This window comes from Singulisphaera photorubra (assembly GCF_045290345.1).
In the GTDB taxonomy this organism is placed as follows: Bacteria; Planctomycetota; Planctomycetia; order Isosphaerales; family Isosphaeraceae; genus Singulisphaera.
This window is the reverse complement of sequence record NZ_CP155447.1, coordinates 658,520-677,234: the sequence shown is the minus strand read 5'-3', so window position 1 is coordinate 677,234 and position 18,715 is coordinate 658,520. Positions and strand designations below refer to the sequence as shown.

At 62.9% G+C, this 18,715-nt stretch carries 17 protein-coding genes and 3 pseudogenes; 12 read left to right on the top strand and 8 right to left on the bottom strand.

Annotation, left to right across the window (positions count from 1 at the left end; genetic code table 11):
• Positions 1 to 28: 28 nt before the first annotated feature.
• The gene (locus tag V5E97_RS02500; RefSeq protein ID WP_406697706.1) at positions 29 to 874 is read left to right on the top strand and encodes a class I SAM-dependent methyltransferase; all 846 of its coding nucleotides are present in this window, start codon (positions 29 to 31) and stop codon (positions 872 to 874) included.
• A gap of 175 nt (positions 875 to 1,049) precedes the next feature.
• Here V5E97_RS02500 and V5E97_RS02495 read toward each other — a convergent pair whose 3' ends face one another.
• Positions 1,050 to 1,955, bottom strand: a complete 906-nt coding sequence (locus V5E97_RS02495; protein WP_406697705.1) for an RluA family pseudouridine synthase — start codon at positions 1,953 to 1,955, stop codon at positions 1,050 to 1,052.
• A gap of 422 nt (positions 1,956 to 2,377) precedes the next feature.
• Between V5E97_RS02495 and V5E97_RS02490 the strand changes: the two genes are divergently transcribed.
• The 6 genes from V5E97_RS02490 to V5E97_RS02465 all read left to right on the top strand — a co-directional run bounded on the left by V5E97_RS02490 (position 2,378) and on the right by V5E97_RS02465 (position 5,490).
• Positions 2,378 to 3,178: an inositol monophosphatase family protein gene (locus V5E97_RS02490; protein WP_406697704.1), complete on the top strand. Its 801-nt coding sequence runs from the start codon at positions 2,378 to 2,380 to the stop codon at positions 3,176 to 3,178.
• 122 nt (positions 3,179 to 3,300) lie between these two features.
• Positions 3,301 to 3,765: a phenylacetaldoxime dehydratase family protein gene (locus V5E97_RS02485; protein WP_406697703.1), complete on the top strand. Its 465-nt coding sequence runs from the start codon at positions 3,301 to 3,303 to the stop codon at positions 3,763 to 3,765.
• A 5-nt stretch (positions 3,766 to 3,770) separates the two neighbouring features.
• Complete coding sequence (locus V5E97_RS02480) at positions 3,771 to 4,190, top strand: hypothetical protein (protein WP_406697702.1); 420 nt, start codon at positions 3,771 to 3,773, stop codon at positions 4,188 to 4,190.
• A 50-nt stretch (positions 4,191 to 4,240) separates the two neighbouring features.
• Positions 4,241 to 4,750, top strand: coding sequence for a DUF1569 domain-containing protein (locus V5E97_RS02475; protein WP_406697701.1), 510 nt, complete (start codon positions 4,241 to 4,243; stop codon positions 4,748 to 4,750).
• Positions 4,725 to 4,940 carry a hypothetical protein gene (locus V5E97_RS02470; RefSeq protein WP_406697700.1) on the top strand — a complete coding sequence of 72 codons (216 nt, stop codon included), beginning with the start codon at positions 4,725 to 4,727 and terminating at the stop codon, positions 4,938 to 4,940. Before V5E97_RS02475 ends, V5E97_RS02470 begins: the two co-directional genes overlap by 26 nt.
• A gap of 226 nt (positions 4,941 to 5,166) precedes the next feature.
• Positions 5,167 to 5,490, top strand: coding sequence for a DUF427 domain-containing protein (locus tag V5E97_RS02465; protein WP_406697699.1), 324 nt, complete (start codon positions 5,167 to 5,169; stop codon positions 5,488 to 5,490).
• Here the strand turns inward: V5E97_RS02465 and V5E97_RS02460 are convergent.
• On the bottom strand, positions 5,487 to 7,298 hold the full coding sequence (locus V5E97_RS02460) for a hypothetical protein (RefSeq protein WP_406697697.1): 1,812 nt from the start codon (positions 7,296 to 7,298) through the stop codon (positions 5,487 to 5,489). The two genes, V5E97_RS02465 and V5E97_RS02460, sit on opposite strands and share 4 nt — an antisense overlap.
• 431 nt (positions 7,299 to 7,729) lie before the next feature.
• Here V5E97_RS02460 and V5E97_RS02455 point away from each other — a divergent pair, with 431 nt between their 5' ends.
• Entirely contained in the window at positions 7,730 to 9,370 is a 1,641-nt protein-coding gene (locus V5E97_RS02455; RefSeq protein WP_406697696.1) for a hypothetical protein, read from the top strand.
• Positions 9,371 to 9,598: 228 nt separating this feature from the next.
• Complete coding sequence (locus tag V5E97_RS02450; protein WP_406697695.1) at positions 9,599 to 10,423, top strand: S1 family peptidase; 825 nt, start codon at positions 9,599 to 9,601, stop codon at positions 10,421 to 10,423.
• Between the two features lie 48 nt (positions 10,424 to 10,471).
• Here the strand turns inward: V5E97_RS02450 and V5E97_RS02445 are convergent, their stop codons facing one another.
• From V5E97_RS02445 to tnpA, 5 genes and pseudogenes are all read right to left on the bottom strand, one after another.
• A complete protein-coding gene (locus tag V5E97_RS02445) occupies positions 10,472 to 10,771 on the bottom strand; it encodes a DUF7716 domain-containing protein (RefSeq protein WP_406697693.1) in 300 nt (99 codons plus the stop codon).
• Between the two features lie 1,178 nt (positions 10,772 to 11,949).
• A complete protein-coding gene (locus tag V5E97_RS02440; protein ID WP_406694555.1) occupies positions 11,950 to 12,153 on the bottom strand; it encodes a transposase domain-containing protein in 204 nt (67 codons plus the stop codon).
• A 15-nt stretch (positions 12,154 to 12,168) separates the two neighbouring features.
• Positions 12,169 to 13,520: pseudogene (gene tnpC, locus V5E97_RS02435) on the bottom strand (IS66 family transposase).
• Positions 13,521 to 13,679: 159 nt separating this feature from the next.
• Entirely contained in the window at positions 13,680 to 14,048 is a 369-nt protein-coding gene (gene tnpB, locus V5E97_RS02430) for an IS66 family insertion sequence element accessory protein TnpB (RefSeq protein WP_406694550.1), read from the bottom strand.
• Entirely contained in the window at positions 14,042 to 14,380 is a 339-nt protein-coding gene (tnpA, locus tag V5E97_RS02425; RefSeq protein WP_406694549.1) for an IS66 family insertion sequence element accessory protein TnpA, read from the bottom strand. Before tnpA ends, tnpB begins: the two co-directional genes overlap by 7 nt.
• Positions 14,381 to 14,452: 72 nt before the next feature.
• Between tnpA and V5E97_RS02420 the strand changes: the two are divergent.
• Together V5E97_RS02420 and V5E97_RS02415 are read left to right on the top strand one after the other, a co-directional pair.
• Positions 14,453 to 14,608: pseudogene (locus V5E97_RS02420) on the top strand (IS4 family transposase); the annotation flags it as partial.
• A 582-nt stretch (positions 14,609 to 15,190) separates the two neighbouring features.
• Positions 15,191 to 16,270 carry a TolB-like translocation protein gene (locus V5E97_RS02415; RefSeq protein WP_406697692.1) on the top strand — a complete coding sequence of 360 codons (1,080 nt, stop codon included), beginning with the start codon at positions 15,191 to 15,193 and terminating at the stop codon, positions 16,268 to 16,270.
• 738 nt (positions 16,271 to 17,008) lie between these two features.
• On the opposite strand, the gene V5E97_RS02410 is transcribed toward V5E97_RS02415, so the two are convergent.
• Positions 17,009 to 17,302 (bottom strand): transposase, encoded by a 294-nt coding sequence (locus V5E97_RS02410; protein ID WP_406697691.1) that lies wholly within the window; start codon positions 17,300 to 17,302, stop codon positions 17,009 to 17,011.
• A 412-nt stretch (positions 17,303 to 17,714) separates the two neighbouring features.
• Between V5E97_RS02410 and V5E97_RS02405 the strand changes: the two are divergent.
• Positions 17,715 to 18,480, top strand: a pseudogene (locus V5E97_RS02405) (Bax inhibitor-1/YccA family protein).
• Positions 18,481 to 18,715: the final 235 nt, after the last annotated feature.

Here is an 18,715-nt window from a genome sequence, read left to right as displayed (position 1 = left end):
CTCTCGTCTTGGTCGGGGAGCGCTTGCCATGACGCGGATTCGACTGATGGGAACCGCGCTGGCCGCGGTTCTCCTCGTGCTCCAGACTTCATTGGTCGCGCAGGTGGCGGAAACGCCAGCTCAGCCGAAGGAGCTCGAACAGACGAGGGAAAAGGCGAATGAGAAGGCGAAGGCCAAGTCATCGCGACGGCCTCGCCGCGCTTCCGGCCCTCGAATCTACATGGGCCGGCCGATTGCCGACGTGATGTCGTTCCACGGAGCCGACTGGCTCGTGCGCGACACCCGGGAGCAGGAAGAACAGCCCGAGGCGATGCTCGACGCCCTGAAGATCAAGCCGGGGTCGACCGTGGCCGACGTCGGCGCCGGGGTTGGCTACACGAGCCTCAAGCTGGCTCGCCGAGTCGGATCCGAAGGGGTCGTGCTGGCGACTGATGTTCAGCCCGAGATGCTCCAGATGCTCGCGGCCAACGCCCGCGCCGCCGGCGTGAAGAACATCCGGCCGATCCGTTGTACGGCGACCGACACCAAGCTTCCCGAGGGGAAGGTGGATCTGGTGCTGATGGTCGACGTCTACCACGAGTGCATCGACCCCGAGACCACACTTCAAGGCGTGCTCAAAGCTTTGAAGCCAGGGGGCCGACTCGTCCTGGTCGAATTTCGCGGCGAAGATCCCGAAGTGCCGATCAAGCCCGAACACAAGATGACCTTCGCCCAGGTGCGCCTTGAACTCGAACCCCAGGGGTTCAAGTTTAAGGAGAAGTTCGACTTCCTTCCCTGGCAACACATCATCGTCTTCGAGAAACCGGCGGTTCAGGACAAGACCAAAGCCAAGCAAGAGGAAGCACCAGCTCGCTCCAAGTCCGACAATTCTTGAGCGTTGCCTCGGGTGACTCCCGTCTCACTTGCTCGCATTTGCATTTCCAGGGACTGCGGACTCCCTGTGCCCATTCTTGTTTGTCTTCGGGCCGGCCGCGTCCTTAATGCATCCGAAGAGACCGTTTTGAAGCGGTCTCCATCGGGTCAGCCGTCTTGGGCGGGCTCCCTACGGCTCACCCCCCCGCGCCTCGGATCCCGTAGCGGTTGCGGAGGTCGACGATCAGGGCGTCCATGTCGGGCGGCACAGTGGCTTCGACCATGATGTCCTGGCCGGTAAGCGGGTGTCGGAACCCCAATGTTTGTGCGTGCAGGGCCTGGCGTTGGAACTGCGCCTTGCAGCGCGGGCGATTGCGGGGGCGATAAACGGCGTCGCCAACGACCGGATGGCCGATCTCGGCCATATGGATGCGGATCTGGTGGGTGCGACCAGTCTCGAGCCAGCAGGCCACGAGGCTGGCGACGGGTCCGAACTGCTCGATCACGCGGTAGTGCGTGATCGCCGCCCTCCCCTCTCCCGGCCGTCGCCCGACGCCGCGCCTCAGGTCGCCGCGATCGGTGATCAAGGGCAGGTCGATGGTCCCGCTGGCGCGTGGAGGGAGGCCCTCGACCACGGCGAGGTACTGCCGTTCGATGTCGTGCGCCTTGAACAAGGCCTGGAAGGCGCGGACGGCCTCGTGGGTCCGGGCCAGGGCGAGCGCCCCGGAGGTGTCCTTATCGAGCCGGTGGACGACTCCCACGAACGGCTTGGGGTTGCCGTGGCGAATCGTCAGATAGCGCCCCGCCCGCTCGATCAAGGTGTCTCGCTCGCGGTCGGGGGTGGGCAGGGTCAGCACGCCGGCCGGCTTGTCCACGATCAGGACGTGTTGGTCCTCATGGAGGATGCGGAGCCGTCCGGCGACGATACGTGCCTTGGGACGATTGGGGAAGAACTCGATGGGGGAGTCGGTCTCGACCTCCCGCCCGGGCTCGTCGCAACGCTCCCCCTCGAGGTCAATCCGGCCGTTGCGTACGGCGTCCTGTGCGGCCCTTCGTGAGAGGCCGAATTTTTCGGAAACGAGTTTATCGAGGCGGATCGGCATACGTGACAGTCACCCTAACCCAGCGCGATTCGGCTGATGCCTGCCCAAGGGGACAAGTCTTTGGTTTGATCGGATCCGCGAGCATCGTCTCTTGTGGAGAGTGGGGGCGGCCCTCCGTCCCTGACGGCCGCCCGTTTCCCGCGACCCCGCCGGCCCGAAACCTGGCGAGGAGCAGCGGGCAGTCTCAACTGGGCAACGGCCGTGCCGTCAACAATCTCGACGTTGAACGAGGACGTCCGTGCCCGCATCGGACCATTGTACCGTCGAACCGGGATGATTCCACCCCTCCGCCGATCCAGACTCCACGGTAAGTCCGCAAGCGACCGGCCGGCCAGCCTGAATCCACCTTGCCGTCGGCACCGGCGATGGCATACCTTTGAGGAGTCCCACCGCTTGAGTGAGAACCCGCCGGAACGACCCGAATGTATGACCCGTCGTCACTTGCCGCCGAACTGGATTTCGTGAAGGCCCTGGCCGCCGAGGTCGCCATCGTCGCCCTGGGGCGATTCCGAGGGGTGACCCCTCAAGAGAAAGAAAACAAGAGCTTTGTGACCGACCTCGACCACGACCTCGAACAATTTATTCGAGAGCGGCTGGGCCAGCGGTTCCCTAACGACCGGCTCACCGGTGAGGAATACGCCGAGGCTGGAGGGGGCGGGCCGAGACGGTGGTCGATCGACCCGATCGACGGGACCGGCAACATGGTCCACGGACTCCCGCTCTGGGCCATCAGCATCGGTCTGCTCGACCGGGGAGAGCCGGTCCTCGGCGTGATCGCGATCCCTCCCCTGGGCGAAATGTTCTGGGCCGTCAAAGGGGGCGGAGCCTGGCGAGACGGCGAGCGACTCGAAGTGCGCGACGCGGCAACGTTTCACGTCCAGGATAACGTCTGCGTCGGCACCAATGCCTTGCGGGCCGTCGACCCCAGGTCCCTGCCGGGTCGGCTCCGCGACCTGGGCAGCGCCTGCTGCGAGATGACCTTCGTCGCCGCCGGCCGGCTCCAGGCTTGCACCTTCCTCGGCGAAGCTGCGCACGACGTGGCCGCCGGGTCGGTGATCGCGGCCGAGGCGGGCTGTCACTTCGGCACGATCGACGGCCAGGTTCTCTCCCCCACCGAGATGGTCGCGAACACCCCCGTTGCCCGTCCGACCTTCGTCGCCCCCCCTCGCCGTCTCGCGGCGCTCATGGCCGGCGCGCGGCTGTTCAAGGCCGAACCGAGCTGAAGTGGGAAATCGAACCCCGGAACACTCGAAAAACATGATCGAATGATTGTTTTATTTCAGGGTCTTTGAGGCCTTCCGTGGTTCGGTCTTTGTTCGGGTTTGCAGGTCTCTTGGAGTCCTTTGTGCAACGCGTCATCGCCACCTTGCCCGAGTCGATGGCCGAGCTCTGCCTGGTCCGGCTGGGAATCCAGGTTCGGAGTGTTCGGGCCCTTTTTTATGTCATCCGGCTGGCTCGGGCGATCGATCGTGCGGCCGCCGAGGCGATCGCTGGGGGCGCGGGGCTGCTGCATTCCGAGCGGTACTCGATCGACCGGAAACATTTCGGCGTTTTGCAGTACTGGCGAAGCTTCGAGGATCTGGAGGCGTGGTCGCATCGGCCGCCTCATTCGGAGTGGTGGCGGCACGCCCTTGAGCGGATGCGAACCAAGGGTGATTTAGGCATTTATCACGAGACGTTCCTTGTGCCCCGCGACCGTATCGAGTCGATCTACCTCGATTGTGCGCCCGTGGGGCTGGCTGTGTTCGGAACTACTGGTGAGCCCGTCGGGTCGATGACGGCCAGCCGAGGCCGCCTGGGGCGAGGGTAAGTCGCATGGGTCAGTGGGGAGTGAAGAGCTTTGAGAACGACGACGCGTCCGACGCCCTCGAAGCTGGGTTCGACGCGGTCCACGGATCGGTCTACGACGACCTGATGGATGATCGCAGTCCATTGACGTTTGATCAGGTTCAGAAGAAACTCGCTGATGACCGGACGCTTACCGCCGCACTCGCTGCCCTGAGCGAAACGGTCGGAGAGCCGTTCGAGGAGTGGGATGAGGTTGAGCGGCTCGCCTTCGCCGGAATCGTCGTTCGCCACGCCGAGTTCGATGTTCCGATCCCCGACGAGGCTCGGGCCCGGGCGATCGACTGGCTTGAGCACGAAGCGATCGAATGGGACGAGGCGACTGCGCGTCGGTTGCGCCGAGATAAAGAAATCGGACTGTTGCGAAAGGCAAAGACGCCGGGGGCCTGAGCTCTCGGATTGAGGGAGACTTCGGCGTCGACGATGGAGAAACGCCCGCTATGGCCGAGCGCCGAACTTTGAGCTTCGCCACACTCGATCGCGTCATGCCCGATGTGGACCGTCTTCTCGAGGGGCACGAGACGGTGGGGAATTGGTCCCTCGGGCAGATCTGCAATCACCTCGCCGGGGCGATTGCCGGCTCGGTCGAGGGTTTCCCGTTCCACGCCCCCTGGATTTTTCGGAAGACGCTGGGAGCCGTGAGTCGGCGGCGGGTCTTCAAGACCGGCCGGATGGCCACGGGAATCCCGCTCCCCGCGCGCTACAGTCCCAAGCCCGACCTGGATCCGCGGGCCGAAGCCGAGGCGCTTCGCGCGACCTTGCGGTTCTACGCGGGCTTCCAGGAGCCTCTGGCCCTGCACCCGGTCTTCGGCCGGTTGACCCGTGACGAGTGGAACCAGCTTCACGCCATCCATTGCGCCCACCACCTCAGCTTCGTCTTGCCTCGTCCTTCCGTTCGCCTCGACCAGGCAAAGGAAGCCGGACTTGACGTCGACCCAGGAGTTGTTTGAGACGAACCGGGTGGATGACCTTCCCACCATCCTCGACCGCGGCACCGCGGAGTCCGCTTTTTCGTGGTCGAAGCCGATCGCGGCGGTCGGGGAGTCGAGCGTCTGCAGCAAACCGCAGATCGCTGGAAATGAGCGAGTAAGACTGACCCACCTTGGGGCGATTCGAGCGACGAAAACAGACCAGAGCTGAGCTCGGCGATTTTGTCGTCTTATTTGTGTGATTTGGTTTTTATGTGCTCATGTCTTGTGGTGTGTTTCGCGCCCCTCCTCATCCGCGGTCGCGGTGTGAATGGCCATCATCGTCCGAGCTGTCGTCGACCCGCCTGGCTGGATTGGGTATAATCCGCCGGCAAGGTCGAGTTCACGCGGCGGCGTTCGCCTGATGTGGCACGATAAGCAGGAAGGAACGTTGACCGGTGGGCGTCATCATTCGAGAGAAGAATTCGGGCACTCCCCTGGCTGAGGGGGTTGCCGGCCGAGGGCTCCTCACCTACGAAGGAAATCTGTACTACGATTCCCGCCTGGTGAACCATCAGGTACTCCGGGTAAGCGATCGGACTTACACCTGCCCGAACAAGGGAACGTGTCGCTGGGTCGATTTCATCGATCCTCAGGGGCAACTTGTTCAGGACGTAGGCTGGGTCTACGCGGACCCCAAGCCGGGGCATGAAGCCATCAAGGACCGCTACGGCTTCTATGCCGGGACCCGTGGGGCCACTCGTCAGGACGACTCCCGCTAAAAGGGCATTGGCCCGTTGCGTGGCCGGCCAGGACTTGAACGCTCGGCTTGGCTCGTCCCAGCGGGGCTGGGTTCCCGCGTCGCGATGGGAGGAGCTGATTGCCGGGCCGCATTGGCCGAGTCCGACTTGGGCCTGGCCCCAGGGCCTTTTTTTCGGCTCCAAACCTCGATCGCTCCGAAGCTGACGTCGGGGCGGTAGTGCTCGCGGATCACCTGCTCGAGTCGGTCGAGCTTGAATTTGGGATCGGGACCGACTTCGCCCGGGATCCAGACGACGACCGAGTCGGGGGTCTGCGCGAGAAGGTTGGCGAACTCCTCCTGCTGCTCGGGACAGAGCATTCGCAACCAGGCCATCGACTCGGTGGGAAAGACCGAGTGTCGCGCGGCCGGCGAGGCGACGGCCGGGTCTCCCTTCAGGACGTTGGCCACCTTGGTCGCGGGCGTCGTCCGGTGCTTCATATAATCGATCATCGCTCGATAATCTTGCCAGGGATAAAAGCCTGAGGTCGGGACCGTGCCCGCGCGATACCCCGGTGGGTTTTCATCGGGCAATTTCCCTTGCCGGAACGCCGCCAGGGCGCGTCGGGTCGGCCCAGCGACGCAGAACTCCGGCCGGGCTGTCACCCCGAGCGCGAGGATCAGCAGGGTGGCTGTGAGCTGCAGCGAGGGGGACGGCCGGGCCAGCGACAGCACGAGATGGACCAGGACCGCCAGGCTGACTGCCCAGATGAGCATCAAGGGAATATTCAGGTACGAGTGGGCGATGGGACTGAGCGGTTTGTAGAGCGAGCCGAACCCCATCGCCGTGAGCCAGACGAGCGCCATCCTTCGATTCGCCACATCGGTTCTGAGGGCGAGCAAGGCGATCGCCACCGGAATGAGCGACATCCGCAAGGGGGCGATCTGAGTGAACCAGCCCATCAGGATCGAAGAGGGGGTGACCCGGTTGTACGACCCGCCGTATGCGGTGAGTCGGACCCCCTGAACGAAGTCGCTCAGGACCCCTGCCATCATCAGGGGGATGAACGAGACGGCGAGGAAGAGAGTGAAGGCGATTCCCCAGACCAAGAGTTCTCGGACCGACTTTCCAGCCGATTCACCTGGCAGGCGCGTCGCCTCGTCGATTGCCATCGCCATGGCGGGCAAGAAGAGGACCGTCTGGGGCCGGAAGCTGACAGCCAGGGCCATCGCCAAGGCCGAGCCGAGCCGGCCGGCGCGGCTGGTCCAGGTTTGCATGGCCAGCAGACCGACGACCGCGAAGAAAGGGCCTTGCCAGTCGCGCTGGGCGGCGTGAGCGTAGTCCAGTCCCAGGTAGAAGCTCAGGAAGGTGAGATAGCTGACCAACCCTGGCAAGATCCCGCCGAGCCGGCGGCGGCTCCAGGCGAGCAGGATCCCTCCGAACGCGACCATCATGGTCGCGTCGACCGCATAGAAGGGCATGGTCTTGCCCCATCCGAACGCCTTGCCCAGGATCCAGAACAGGTAGATCGTCCCGGGGAAGTTGTTGCAGCGGAGGTTGCGGTAGGGCAAGAGCCCCGCATCCCATCCCTGCGCGATCGTGGCGAAGACATCGTGATCGGCCCAGAAGGGCCAGGTCAGGTAGTGAGGAATCCAGGTTGCGAGTTGGAGCACGCAGAGGCTGCAGAGCACCACGATCAAGGGGCCACGCATCACCCAGGATGCCAACCGATCCCCAGCCTCAGCCTCGGGGGCAGGCGTCGGGCCGGTGGCTGAAGCAGGACCGGGATCTTGGGAAGGCGTGGGGACGACGTGCTGCGTCCGGAAGGAAGAGACGTCGTTCCATGACATCGAGGCGGCTCCATTCGGGTGGTTCAACTGGGGAAAAGTCTAACAAGGGGGCAAGTCCACCCGCGAGCCCAAACCGGGCAATGCGCTTTTCCCTTGGAATAGGTGCAACCTGGCGGGGTCGGATTGGCCGCTTCCCTGGACTTGCGGACTTGGCTCACGGCCGTTTTTATTGGCGATTGGCTCAAACATGCGTTATAGTCTGTCTATCGCCAGGTCGAGCCAGCGTTGCCCGACGTCGGTGAGCGCCGCGTGATTTAGGACCTTGCCGCACAACAGCGGCTGCGACCCGACCTCCCTGCTTCTCTGAGAGATGCAATCCGGAGGACGATTGACGGTCGTCAGTCCGGTTGTTACGCACCCCGAGCCCGGTCTTCTCCACTCTTCTTAGGGCAGAGAAGACCGGGCTGGCTTACGTTGGGACGCGTGCCGCCTTGTCATCCACGATTTTAGTCACGGCCGAAACGGACTCGGCGCGGTCTCGACGATGGGGCCTGTGCGTCTTCTTCGTCGCCCTCTTGCCCGCCTTGATCATCCTCTGGGCGACCCCTTGGTTCGTCACCCAAGACGGGCCGGCGCATCTTTATAATGCGCAGATCATTTCACGCTCGTTCGAGCCTCACTCGCGGTTCCGCGAAGTTTACCACGTGCGCTGGGAGCCGCTACCGAACTGGGTGGGACATCTTTCGCTGGCGACCTTGCTTCAGGTCATTCCGGCCCGCGAGGCCGACCGGGTCATGACGACGTTGACCCTGGTCGGGTTTGCAGCCTCGATCGTCTGGCTTCGTTGGCGGGTTGTGGGTTGGCGAGGGATGCCCATGGCGGCCCTGCTCGCGGTGCTCCTGTCGCTCAACCTCCCCTGGCTCCTCGGCTTCACCAGTTTCATGCTTGGCGCCTGCCTGTTTCCGATCACGCTCGGGATCTGGTGGCACGGCCGCGAGCAGCTCTGGCCAAGGCGGGTCGCGGTGCTCTGGGCCTTGATGGTTCTCGGCTACTTCAGCCACTTGGTGAGCCTGGGGCTGACCGTCGTCGGGCTCGTCGTGCTCGCGCTCTTCGCGCCAGGGGAACGGCGGTTCGCCCGCGCGGGTTGGACGGCGCTCGGTTTGCTCCCGCTTGTTCCGCTCGGATGGATCTATATCGGTCTGACCCGGAAGGGGGGGCCGATGGTGCCGTTCTGGAAACAACTGACCGACCCGCTTTCGCTCCATTCCTGGCATGCCCAGTTGAGCTGGGCCGACCCCATCTCGCTGGCCAGTCGGTTTATTCTGCCGTTCTACGAGAAAGGATACTACGGGTTTGCTCTCCTCGCACCCGTCGTTGCCCTTGCGATTGCGCTGATCCTGGAAGCGGTCACGATGGTCCGGGGACGTTCAACGTCCTCCGCCGTTTCGACCTGGCCTGATCGACGCGGCTGGGGGATTCTGGCCGCCATTCTCATTCTCGGAGGTGCGGCTGGCCCCGACACGCTCGGTGAGAGCCACGGCAACTATCTCCCGCAACGGGTCCTCTTGCTCGGGCTGGTCGCCCTGGTCCCGCTCCTGGATCTCGAGGCGAAGACGTGGACCGGCCGGGCCGCTGCCCTAGCCTTGGTCTGGGCCGTCGCCATCCAGTCGGGCTTTCTCTGGGAGTACGCGGCGACCTCGAACCGAAGCGTGAACGCCTTGCTGCAAGCCCGGAACGCGATCGGCTCGAACCAGAAGGTCGCGACCCTCCTCATGGGGATCCCCAGCCGCTTCCGCTCCAATTCGATCCTGCACGCCGACAACCTGCTTGGTGTCGATACCGGCAATATCATCTGGAACAACTACGAAACCAGGCACTATTACTTCCCCGTCCAGTTCCACCTCGAGGTCGATCGGCCCAATCCCGAGACGCTCGAACTGCTCTCGATCAGAGACGATCCTGACGAGGGAGGCCATAATGCCCTGCTCTGGCGTCACGTACTCGAGTCTCACCACCAGTCCATCGACGCGATCCTGACCTGGGGTAAGAACGCTGAGCTCGACCGAATCAGCGACCTCTGGTTCAAGCCCGTCTACGAGAATGGAAATGTCCGGGTGCTTCGGCACCGATAGCGGTCGGGCTTGGATGGCCTCGTCGTCTTCCGGATCAGGCCGTGACCGGAGGGGATGGTGGCTGAGACGGCCTGAATCTCCACGTCCGGGCTTGGCCTCTGAACGATGGCCCGAAGATGGAATCCCGACACGGCCGGTCCGCGCTGGCCGGAGCGGAGGCTTGCGTCGATCCGCTCCCCCAGGCAACATGGAGACCTGTACTTTCGCGGGGCGGGAGCAAGCCGGGCCATGCGGATCAAGCGGAACACGACGGGTCTCGGGATCGGACTGGCCGGAAGTTTGTGGATCGCGGTCGTCATGGCGGTCGCGGCAAGCCCGGCCGCGGATCGGCCGCGACCCGAGGACGACTTCACCTTCCGACCGACCGTCATCATTCGCAAAGGGAACGCGCAAGGGAGCGGGTCGGTGATCTCCTCGGTCGAGGGGGAGACGCTCATCCTGACGGCCGCCCATGTCGTTGAAGCTCCCGGGGCGCTCAAAGTCGAGCTGCACCGGTATAACCTTGGCCTGGAAAACGATCGGAGCGGTGTGAACTGGCCCCGCTCGGTGCCGGCCGAGGTCGTGGCCGCCGACGATTCCGCCGACGTGGCGGTGCTTCGGATCAAAGGTATACGCCCCCTCCCCTTCGTGGCCCGGCTTTCCGTCCAGGGGGCCGAACCGCGGCGAGGGACGGTGGTCACGTCGCTCGGGATCGACAAGGGGACTCAACTGAGTAGCTGGCCAACTCGGATCGCCCAGATCGATCGGTTTGAGATCGAGGGGACCGGCGCCGAGCGATTTTTCTTGATTACAACCCGGCCTCCTGAACATGGCCGCTCGGGGGGAGGTCTCTTTCTGACCAATGGTGATCTGGTCGGCGTCTGCGTCGGCCGCGCCAAGCTCGTGAAGGGGAGAAATTCGGGCATCTTCGCGTCGAGCTCAAGCATCCGCCGTCTGCTCCGCGCTCATGACCTTGACGCCCGGATCCTCCCGGCTCGGGCGCCAGCGACCGCCTCGACGACGTCCCGCCGACACCCCTCGATCACTACCACGCAGGCAAGTTCGGCACGCTGATCGTGGCACGAAATTTGCGCACTTTGCACCCAAGCTAATATTGCTATGTCACCCCCCCCTTTTCGTTCCAGGCATGAACGCATCATTTTCGGCGTAGTAGATGACGGCTTGAACCTTTTCGTCCAGCGTCGGTTGACGTCCTTCACGCCAATCTGACCACACACGAATTGCATCTCTTGCTCGGGAAACTTCCAAGAGATAACACATTCCTTTTGCCGAAGCAGGGATGTCACCATCGTCCGTTTCATAGTCAACCGCCGCTACTGCGTCTGGTGCATTGTCTGCAACGTAAATGGTCTGATCGACATCAAACTCTTCAAGTATCTCTATGACTTCGGTTAGCAGCATTGTTGCAACCCTTTACTGATCATAGATGAACAGCGGGAAAAGGGGAACACAGTGATTTTAGATCTTCTCCTTCGGGGGACGCCCCCGGGGACGCAAGCACGACTCCAGTCCGAGCCGTCTCGCGGGTCTATGATTCCCCACCATTAGCTCTAATACCGTTTAATGAGACATAACCACAAGAACACCCCCGGCGTATCGGGCCGGGCCAGGGGTCGAACGACTTGATGGAACAGGTGCCGCACCGGCGCCACGGCCAACCGCTGGCGAGCAACGCAGAGGCTCGAGCGGTGGGGCGACACTTCGCCTGCGCGGCCGCCGGAGTGCTTGAAGACCTGGCAGATCGGCAAAATCGGTCAAGAGTCCCATGGCCAGCACCACCCACAGAACGATCTCGTGCGACAAGTGACTTACGCCTATTTCAACAGTATTGGGGTTATGCCGTAGGTGGCATGAGCTTTCTCGGGATGACTCACGCGGAGACGCGGAGAACACGGAGGAAGGAGAATTGATGAAACATAACGAGTCTATATTGGTGGTTATAGATGCATCGATCAAAAGCCAATAACCTCCCCCTCTCTCTCTCTCTCTCTCTCTCTCTCTCTCTCTCTCTCTCTCTCCGCGTCTCCGCGTGAATCAGGGTTAAGCCGTAGGTGGCATGAGCTTTCTCGGGATGACTCACGCGGAGACGCGGAGACGCGGAGACGCGGAGGAAGGAGAATTGATGAAACATGACGGGAGGACCATCAGTGGCCATGCATTTCAATTGGGAGATCTGGGGAATTTGGCAAAACTGCAAACGTATCCGCGAGTCTTCATGGCCTGCTCAAGCTTCCTGGTTTACCCGATTTAGGTGCATGGCCACCTCGCCCATGTTTACCGATATAGATGGATAATTGAGCTTTTTTTAGCTTTTTCAAACACGTCCTCGGCTGTCGCCATTTGCTCAGTACGCATCCCAACGGGATCGAGATTCAGGCATTCGTGTGCGTCCGGCGGACCACGTCCCCCTTCGCAACTGGCCGAGGGGCCTCGGCCACTTTGGTGACCGTCGGTCGAAACCCTGCGCGGTGTCATGATCCGGCGTCAACAGACGCGACGCGCGCTCGAACCCGTGTCGAGCCTGGCCCGAACACCGCGGTGGGAGCGCGCCGCGTTTCGAGTGCCGGCGGGAGCCGTTGTCAGCTCGGGGAACCGTCGGCGATGGGACCCTCTGGGGTCGCCGCAGGATCGGCGGCTTGGGGAGGCGACCAACGGTCAGGGAGAAGGTCGGCCAGATTCTCTTTGGGAAGCACCGGCAATCGGGATAGCACGTCGCGCAGGTAGACGAACGGGTCATGACCGTGACGCTGGCAACTCGACACTACGCTGAACAGCACGGCCATGGTCTTCCGCCGGTCTCACTCCCAGTGAAAGCCAGTTTTTCGTCCAGTCGCGATTGTCTTCATATGTTGCTCGGCTACGTTGTTATCGATCGACAGGTAGCCCGAACTGGTGTACCGTTTCAACGCCTCCCAGTGGTTCTTCATGTAACCGATCGCCCTCCCATCGGACTCTTGGGAGCACCTGCGGTCGTCCTCCTTCAGCCACTCTCGAGGCTCTCCCAAACTGGCACCGCCCGCTCCTGGCGCACCCGTAGCCGAATCGCGGCCCGTGTCGGCTCGTTGGCGTCCTCAGGCAGCTTGGCGAGCTCTGCTTTGATCTGCTTCTCGATCGCGTAGAGCTGGCGGTAGTAGGCCAGGGCCGTACTCGCTCTCGTTAGGTCCGTCTTCTGCGCCTCGACGAACTTGCGGCGGGCGTGGGCGTTGCAACCCACCTCCACGACGTTGCCGCCCGCGTAGATGCCGTCGTAGCCGCTGAAGGCATCAGCCTGCAAATAACCGCGAAAACCCTTGAGAAACAGACTCGGACCGTCTCGCTTATGGCTCCTCGTGAAATCAAAAACATTGTAAGGATAAAGATGATCGCCGAAGTAGATCCAGAGCCGGGCCAAGGCCTTGATCTTTCGCTCCGAGTCCCGCAGCTTCACCGACGTGTCGTCGGTGTGAATCGTGCCGCACAACAGGACCAATGTCTTCATCAGGTCGTAGAGCGGCTCGAGACTTTGGGCGGCGCCGGCCATCCAGTCGCAGAGGGTTGAGCGTGACAGCTCCACCCCTTGCCGGGCCAGGCGGCGTTCCTGGCGATGGAGTGGAATATGATCGGCATACTTTTCCGTGATCACATGAGCTAGTAGTCCCGGTCCAGGCAAACCCTTGGGGATCGGCTGGGCTGGCTTGCCGGCGGTGACGACTTGACCTTCGCAGTGCGGGCAGGCGTAAGTGCAGCGCACGTGCTCGACCACGAACAAGGTCGCCGGCACATAGTCGAGTTGCTCGCTGCGTTCTGCGCTGATCTGGGCTCGGGTCTCGCCGCATTGCGGACAGCGGCGTTCGGCTTCGGTCAATTCGTAGACCCGAGGCTCGCGGCGGAGGTTCTTGGGCAAGGGCCTGCGGCCGTGAGATCGATTCTTCTTCGCGGGGGCCGCACCCGGCTCGGGCTCGGGCTCGGGTGCGACCGCGTCGCCGGTGACCGAGGGTTCGGGTTCCGGGGCCAGCGGTTCGAAGGCGTCGGGGATAAGCAGCGGTTGATTGGGGTCGAAGCGTTCGGTGCGTGGGCCGTAGAGCCGCCGCAAAAGGAGGTCGAGGCGATGTTGCAATTCCTCGTTCTGACGCCGTGTTTCGCGAAGGGCGGCGAGCAGTTCGATGATCATCTGCTGGAGGAAGGCAGGATCACTGGGCAACGTCGCCGTGGGATCGGCAGGGGTTTCAAAGGTGATGGGGCGGGCGTCTTCGCTCATGCACTTTTAGACGCATGAGGTTCTTATATTATTCGATGATTCTTTGGAAAAACGCGGCGGCCGGCCGGGGACTCACACCGTGGCTCTGGGGACGGGTCGGTGATAGCGTTTGCCGCGTTTCACGCTCGAGAGGTCGATCCCTTCGAGGAGCATGACGAGGTCCGCGGCGCGGACCTCGACGCGGGGCTGAGCCTCCGGAGACGGCGGAAAGCGAAAGGTGCCGGCTTCCAATCGCTTGTACCAGATTGCGTACCCGTCCTCCTCCCAAATCAGGAGCTTGATGCGATCGGCGGCCCGGTTGCGGAAGACGAAGATGTCTCCCGAGAGCGGATCGCCCTGGAGCCCGTCGCGGACCAGGGCCGCCAAACTGTCGAACGATTTTCGCAGATCGACCGGCTGCGCCGCGAGCCAGATCCGGACGGTTGGAGACAAGCTCACCATGACCGTTCTCCGGCTTCGAGCAGTTCAACGACTTGCACGAGGGTCTGAGGGTCGAACCCGGCCCCGACCCGCAAGCAGCGTCCATTGGCCAGCACGACCTCGATGCTCCCGGCGGGCGACTCCGCCTTGTCGGCGAGCACATGCACAGGAAGAAACGCGGGCTTGGGCTGGTCGCGCCGCTGGAGTTCCCGCCGCCACCAATAAAACGACGGCGCACTCACGCCCTCGGCCAGGCAGAACGCCCGGACCGACAGTCCACTCCGCTTCCACCGGGCCAGAACCAGCCGCCAGTACGGCTCCCGCCCGTTTCTCGATCCTGCCACTCGGCCCATAGTTCACCCCCTTTCGGCCATGCACCGATCGTAGCATGGGCCGCAAGAAGGGGTTCACCGGACGCACACGCATTCTGCGCGATCATTGCGTGCCTGCTGATCAGCCTGTGGACGGGCCGCAAGCCGACGCTGCGGTCTTACGAGATGATTTGCCTGTATTTCGCGGGCTGGGCAAGTCGAGAGGAGTTAATCGAACACATTAGCAAATTGAAAGGCACGAACTTTTGACGCCCGCGGTTCGGCTCTCGAGCCCGCGGCGTTCGCTGCTGCGCGGTGGTTTGCGACACGCCCACATCGGTGGCTCGCCCCAAGCCGCGAACGAGTCCATGCTCGGGTCGAAACTCACAGGGCAAACTGAGTAACGAACACATGTTGCTGTGTGTAGATTTATCGGTCCGAGGCGGACCCGAAGGCCGCCCACGATCCGCCGAGCCCCGCCGGGTGAATTGAGGGGACGGTTCATTCGATCACGCCGCGAGGTCAACCCTCACGAAGAAGACCGTGGGGACACCGGGACCTCCGGGTGATCGGGGCCCCCCCCCCCGGCGTCATATGTCTCGCGTCCCGGGCGCCGAGACCCGGACCATGCGGCAGACGGCCTCGACCCGTGCCCGGCCCCGCGAAATCTACCCTTCCAAAAGAAATCTCGCGACGGTCTGAGGCGTGTCGATCGGCTTTCTCGCATTGGCTAGCGGGAGGGTTCGGCGGCCGACGCGGATCGGCCAGCCCGACCTCTGCCGGGCCCGATGTCGGGCCGATCCGCCTCCTCGGGGTGGACCCGTCTCCGCTAACCTTCGAAAGGCATGAACCGTGCGACGATCGCTCTGCATCTTGCTGGTTGGCCTCGCGGCCAACGTGTCCCAGGCCGGGATCATGTACTACGACCAGGGCCCGATTTTACCGGGGGGGAACATCCAGGCCGTCACGGATACGGGCCAGGCCCCCACCAGGCTCGTCATCGGCAGATCCGAGTTCGGCGTTGATTCCATGATTTCCCTGCAAATGACCCGCTTCAACCATTCGGGGAGTAACGGCCAGGCCCTCCTCGTATGCCATGCCGCCTCGGGCGACAACAACCTCCATCTCGTCTACCGGCCCGCGGCCAACGCTGGCATCCTCTCCAGGCCGGTGACGGCCCTCCCGTACGGCGTGAACTTAGCCACATCCCGGATCGGCCAGGACGACTCTTTCTTCTCCCTCACCTATCGGGACTATCGGGACCGTGCGAATGGCCAGTACTCGATCTGGCGGCTCAACGTCTCGGTGGACCAGGCGCTCGCCCCCAATTATGCCCCGCCGACGTCCTTCGGCGACCCTCGCCTCCAGTTGATCGTCGACAGCCCGTCCGGCGGTGACCCGCAGCTCGTCCAGGGCCACGGCCACACCTGGAGCCCGGACGGGACCCGTATCGCTTATAATCATATGTGGCGTAACGTGGACGGCACCTATTTGTCCTCCCTCCGGGTGAAGTCCGTGGTGTCGGGGGTGCCCGGAGATCCCTCCTCGGATATGGACGTCCGACTGTACGACCGACCCGGCGGGAATCAGTACTACGAGTGGAGCCCCGTGAGCGACCAGATCCTGAATCAATTTTCCGACGGTCCCGGTATCCAGGCCTTCTACGCGGATCGCCCGGGCGTCCGCACCGTCATCCTCACGATGCGGACGACCGAGACCAAGACCCAGGTCGTCGAGGAGAGGGCCCTGCAGCCGCGTTGGCGGCCCGACGGCCTGAAGATCGGCGTCATCTACACTAAGTTCACCACCACCAAAAAGACCGGTGCCGTCACCGGAGTGAAGTTCCCGGGCGTGATCTCCCCGAGCGGGTGGCCGGTCACGACCCTGGGGAGCTTCCAGGGCGGCGACCATCCACTCGGATGGGCACCGTGAGCGGCCCGCCCCCTGACGGTCCGCCGGGGTGTGCCTTCTGCCCCAGAAAACGCTCTCGAATCCCGCTCCTCGAGCAGAGCATAAAGGGCATTCTCGGCCGCTGGCCGATGGACCTCTCCCTTCTCGCCCGTTCAGGGCGGTGGAGCGTTCAGCGAAAGACGGATGCGGAGGGCGACGTTCGGTCGACCCGGAGCGCACAAACAACACAGGCCCGGCGGGGGCCGAGCTCCATATAGTGGTGGGCGGGATGTTCTGATCGCACAGGCGATCGGAAATCCCGCGGGGCATCTTCCGAGTACGAAGTACTGGAAAATGCCAAGGTGGGGTTCCGAACGGAGCAACGCGGAGCGCCAGAGATCGGCCGGTTTCTCCTGATCGCGCATGCGATCGGGAAAGCCGAGCCGCTCCCCCGCAGACCTGACAAACATGCCAAGAGATCATCAGCAGCCATGCATTTTAATTGGGAGATCTGGGGGATTTGGCAGAACTGCAAACGTATCCGCGCGTCTTTATGGCCTGCTCAAGCTTCCTGAGTTACCCGATTTAGGTGCATGGCCACCGACTGCACAATTTCCATGGCCACCGACTGCACAATTTCCCACCATAAGGTCGGCCCCGGGATACCGAGTGCCGTAACCGGTCGAACTCGCCGACGGAGAGCGGCTCGTTGACCCGCTCCAGCCACCCCTCGCCCTTCCACAACCACGGATTGCCACGCTGCCAGCCGGGCGGACTCGACTACTTCCAGTCCTCGGCGTGCGCGACCAGTTCGGCACCCAACGCGTTGCGTTTGACATAACGGAGCACCGTGACGAGATGGCCGTCGTCCTGGACGGGGAAGGCTTGAATCGCCCCTGCCAGACGTGGCCCGTGGTGCCGTAATGGCGATGAGAACGGCGTGCGTGCGTGCGTGCGTGCGTGCGTCGTCAGCAACCATTGCATCCATCGGCCGAGGTCGCCATCGCCATGGGGCCTCACGAGGAGGTGAAAATGGTTGGGCATCAGCCAATAGCCGAGCGAGTCCACCGGCACGCGGCTCCCTGCGTCGGTCATCGCCTGGACGAAGGCGTCGTACGCCGGGCTTGTGGAAGACGGCCTCGCGGCGGTTGCCGCGATTCAGGACGTGATACCAGAGGCCAGCGACGGAGGCACGAGCGGTTCGCGGCATGCCCCCACGATATTCGCCGTGGCGTCTGCTGGCAATAAATCGCTATGCCCCCTTACGCGATTACCACCACGCAGGCAAGTTTAATACGCTGGTCGGACTATTGTCGGATCCGGGGCGAAATCGCTCCGTTCCTTATCTTCTTGTCAAAAGTGGAACATTGGACCAAGATAGAACGTATAAAGACGGAGGAGGGTGCGCCGACCCAGCTCTCGTCGCAATGGCGCGGCGGGTGGACATCGTCTATGGCGCCTTGAATCCGTGTTTGGAGGATCGACCTTGTCTACGAGTAATCCCGCATTCTCAAAAGAAACGTTTGCTGGTTTCGAGCAAGTTTACGGAACCACCCGTGCTGCGGCGATGACCGTCCAGGGTACGATCGGTAAGACCTTCGCCCTGCTCGGAATCTTGTCCGCGACCGCTCTCTGGGCCTGGAATGCGACTCAGAACCAGCAGCTCAGCATGGCCGTCTTGCCCGCCGCGGGAATCGGCGGAGCGATTCTCGCCCTGATCACCATCTTCAAGCCGACCGTCTCCCCATGGACTGCTCCGGTCTACGCGGCGTTCGAGGGGGTTTTCCTTGGTGCGTTGTCCTGTCTCATCGAGAACAGCGTTCAGCAGAAGTTCGGACAACAGTATCCGGGCATCGCCCTCCAGGCGGTTTCGCTGACTTGCGGAACCCTCTTCGTCATGCTCTTCGCCTACGACGGGCCTGATTCAGGTCACTCAGCGACTCCGGTCCGGGATCGTGGCGGCGACCGGGGCCATCGCCCTGGTCTACGGTGTGGCGATCATCGCGAGCCTCTTTGGTGCCCGCGTGCCATTCCTCAACGATGCGTCTCCGCTCGGCATCGGGATTAGCCTCGTGGTGGTCGGTGTTGCCGCGTTCAACCTCCTGCTCGACTTCGACACCATCGAGTACGGGGCGCGGATGGAAGCTCCGAAGTACATGGAGTGGTACGCCGCGTTCGGCCTCATTCTCACCCTGGTCTGGCTCTACCTGGAATTCCTCCGCCTGTTGCGAAAGCTTCAGGACCGCCGCTAAGCAGCGAAGTGCCAGCCGCGGATTCCGATCAAAGCGTCAATGACACGAGCCGCCGGGGCCATGCCTCGGCGGCTCGCTTCGTTCGAAGCCGGTGAAAGGACGACCCTTTGACCTGGCACTCCTGTTTTTCATGGAACTCGGCCGACCTCGATTCTTCCATCCTCGGTCACCGTCAGTCCTGAGTGCTCCCTGATTTTAGCGGTGGCAACAGCGACGTTCAGCCTTGGACTTGCGA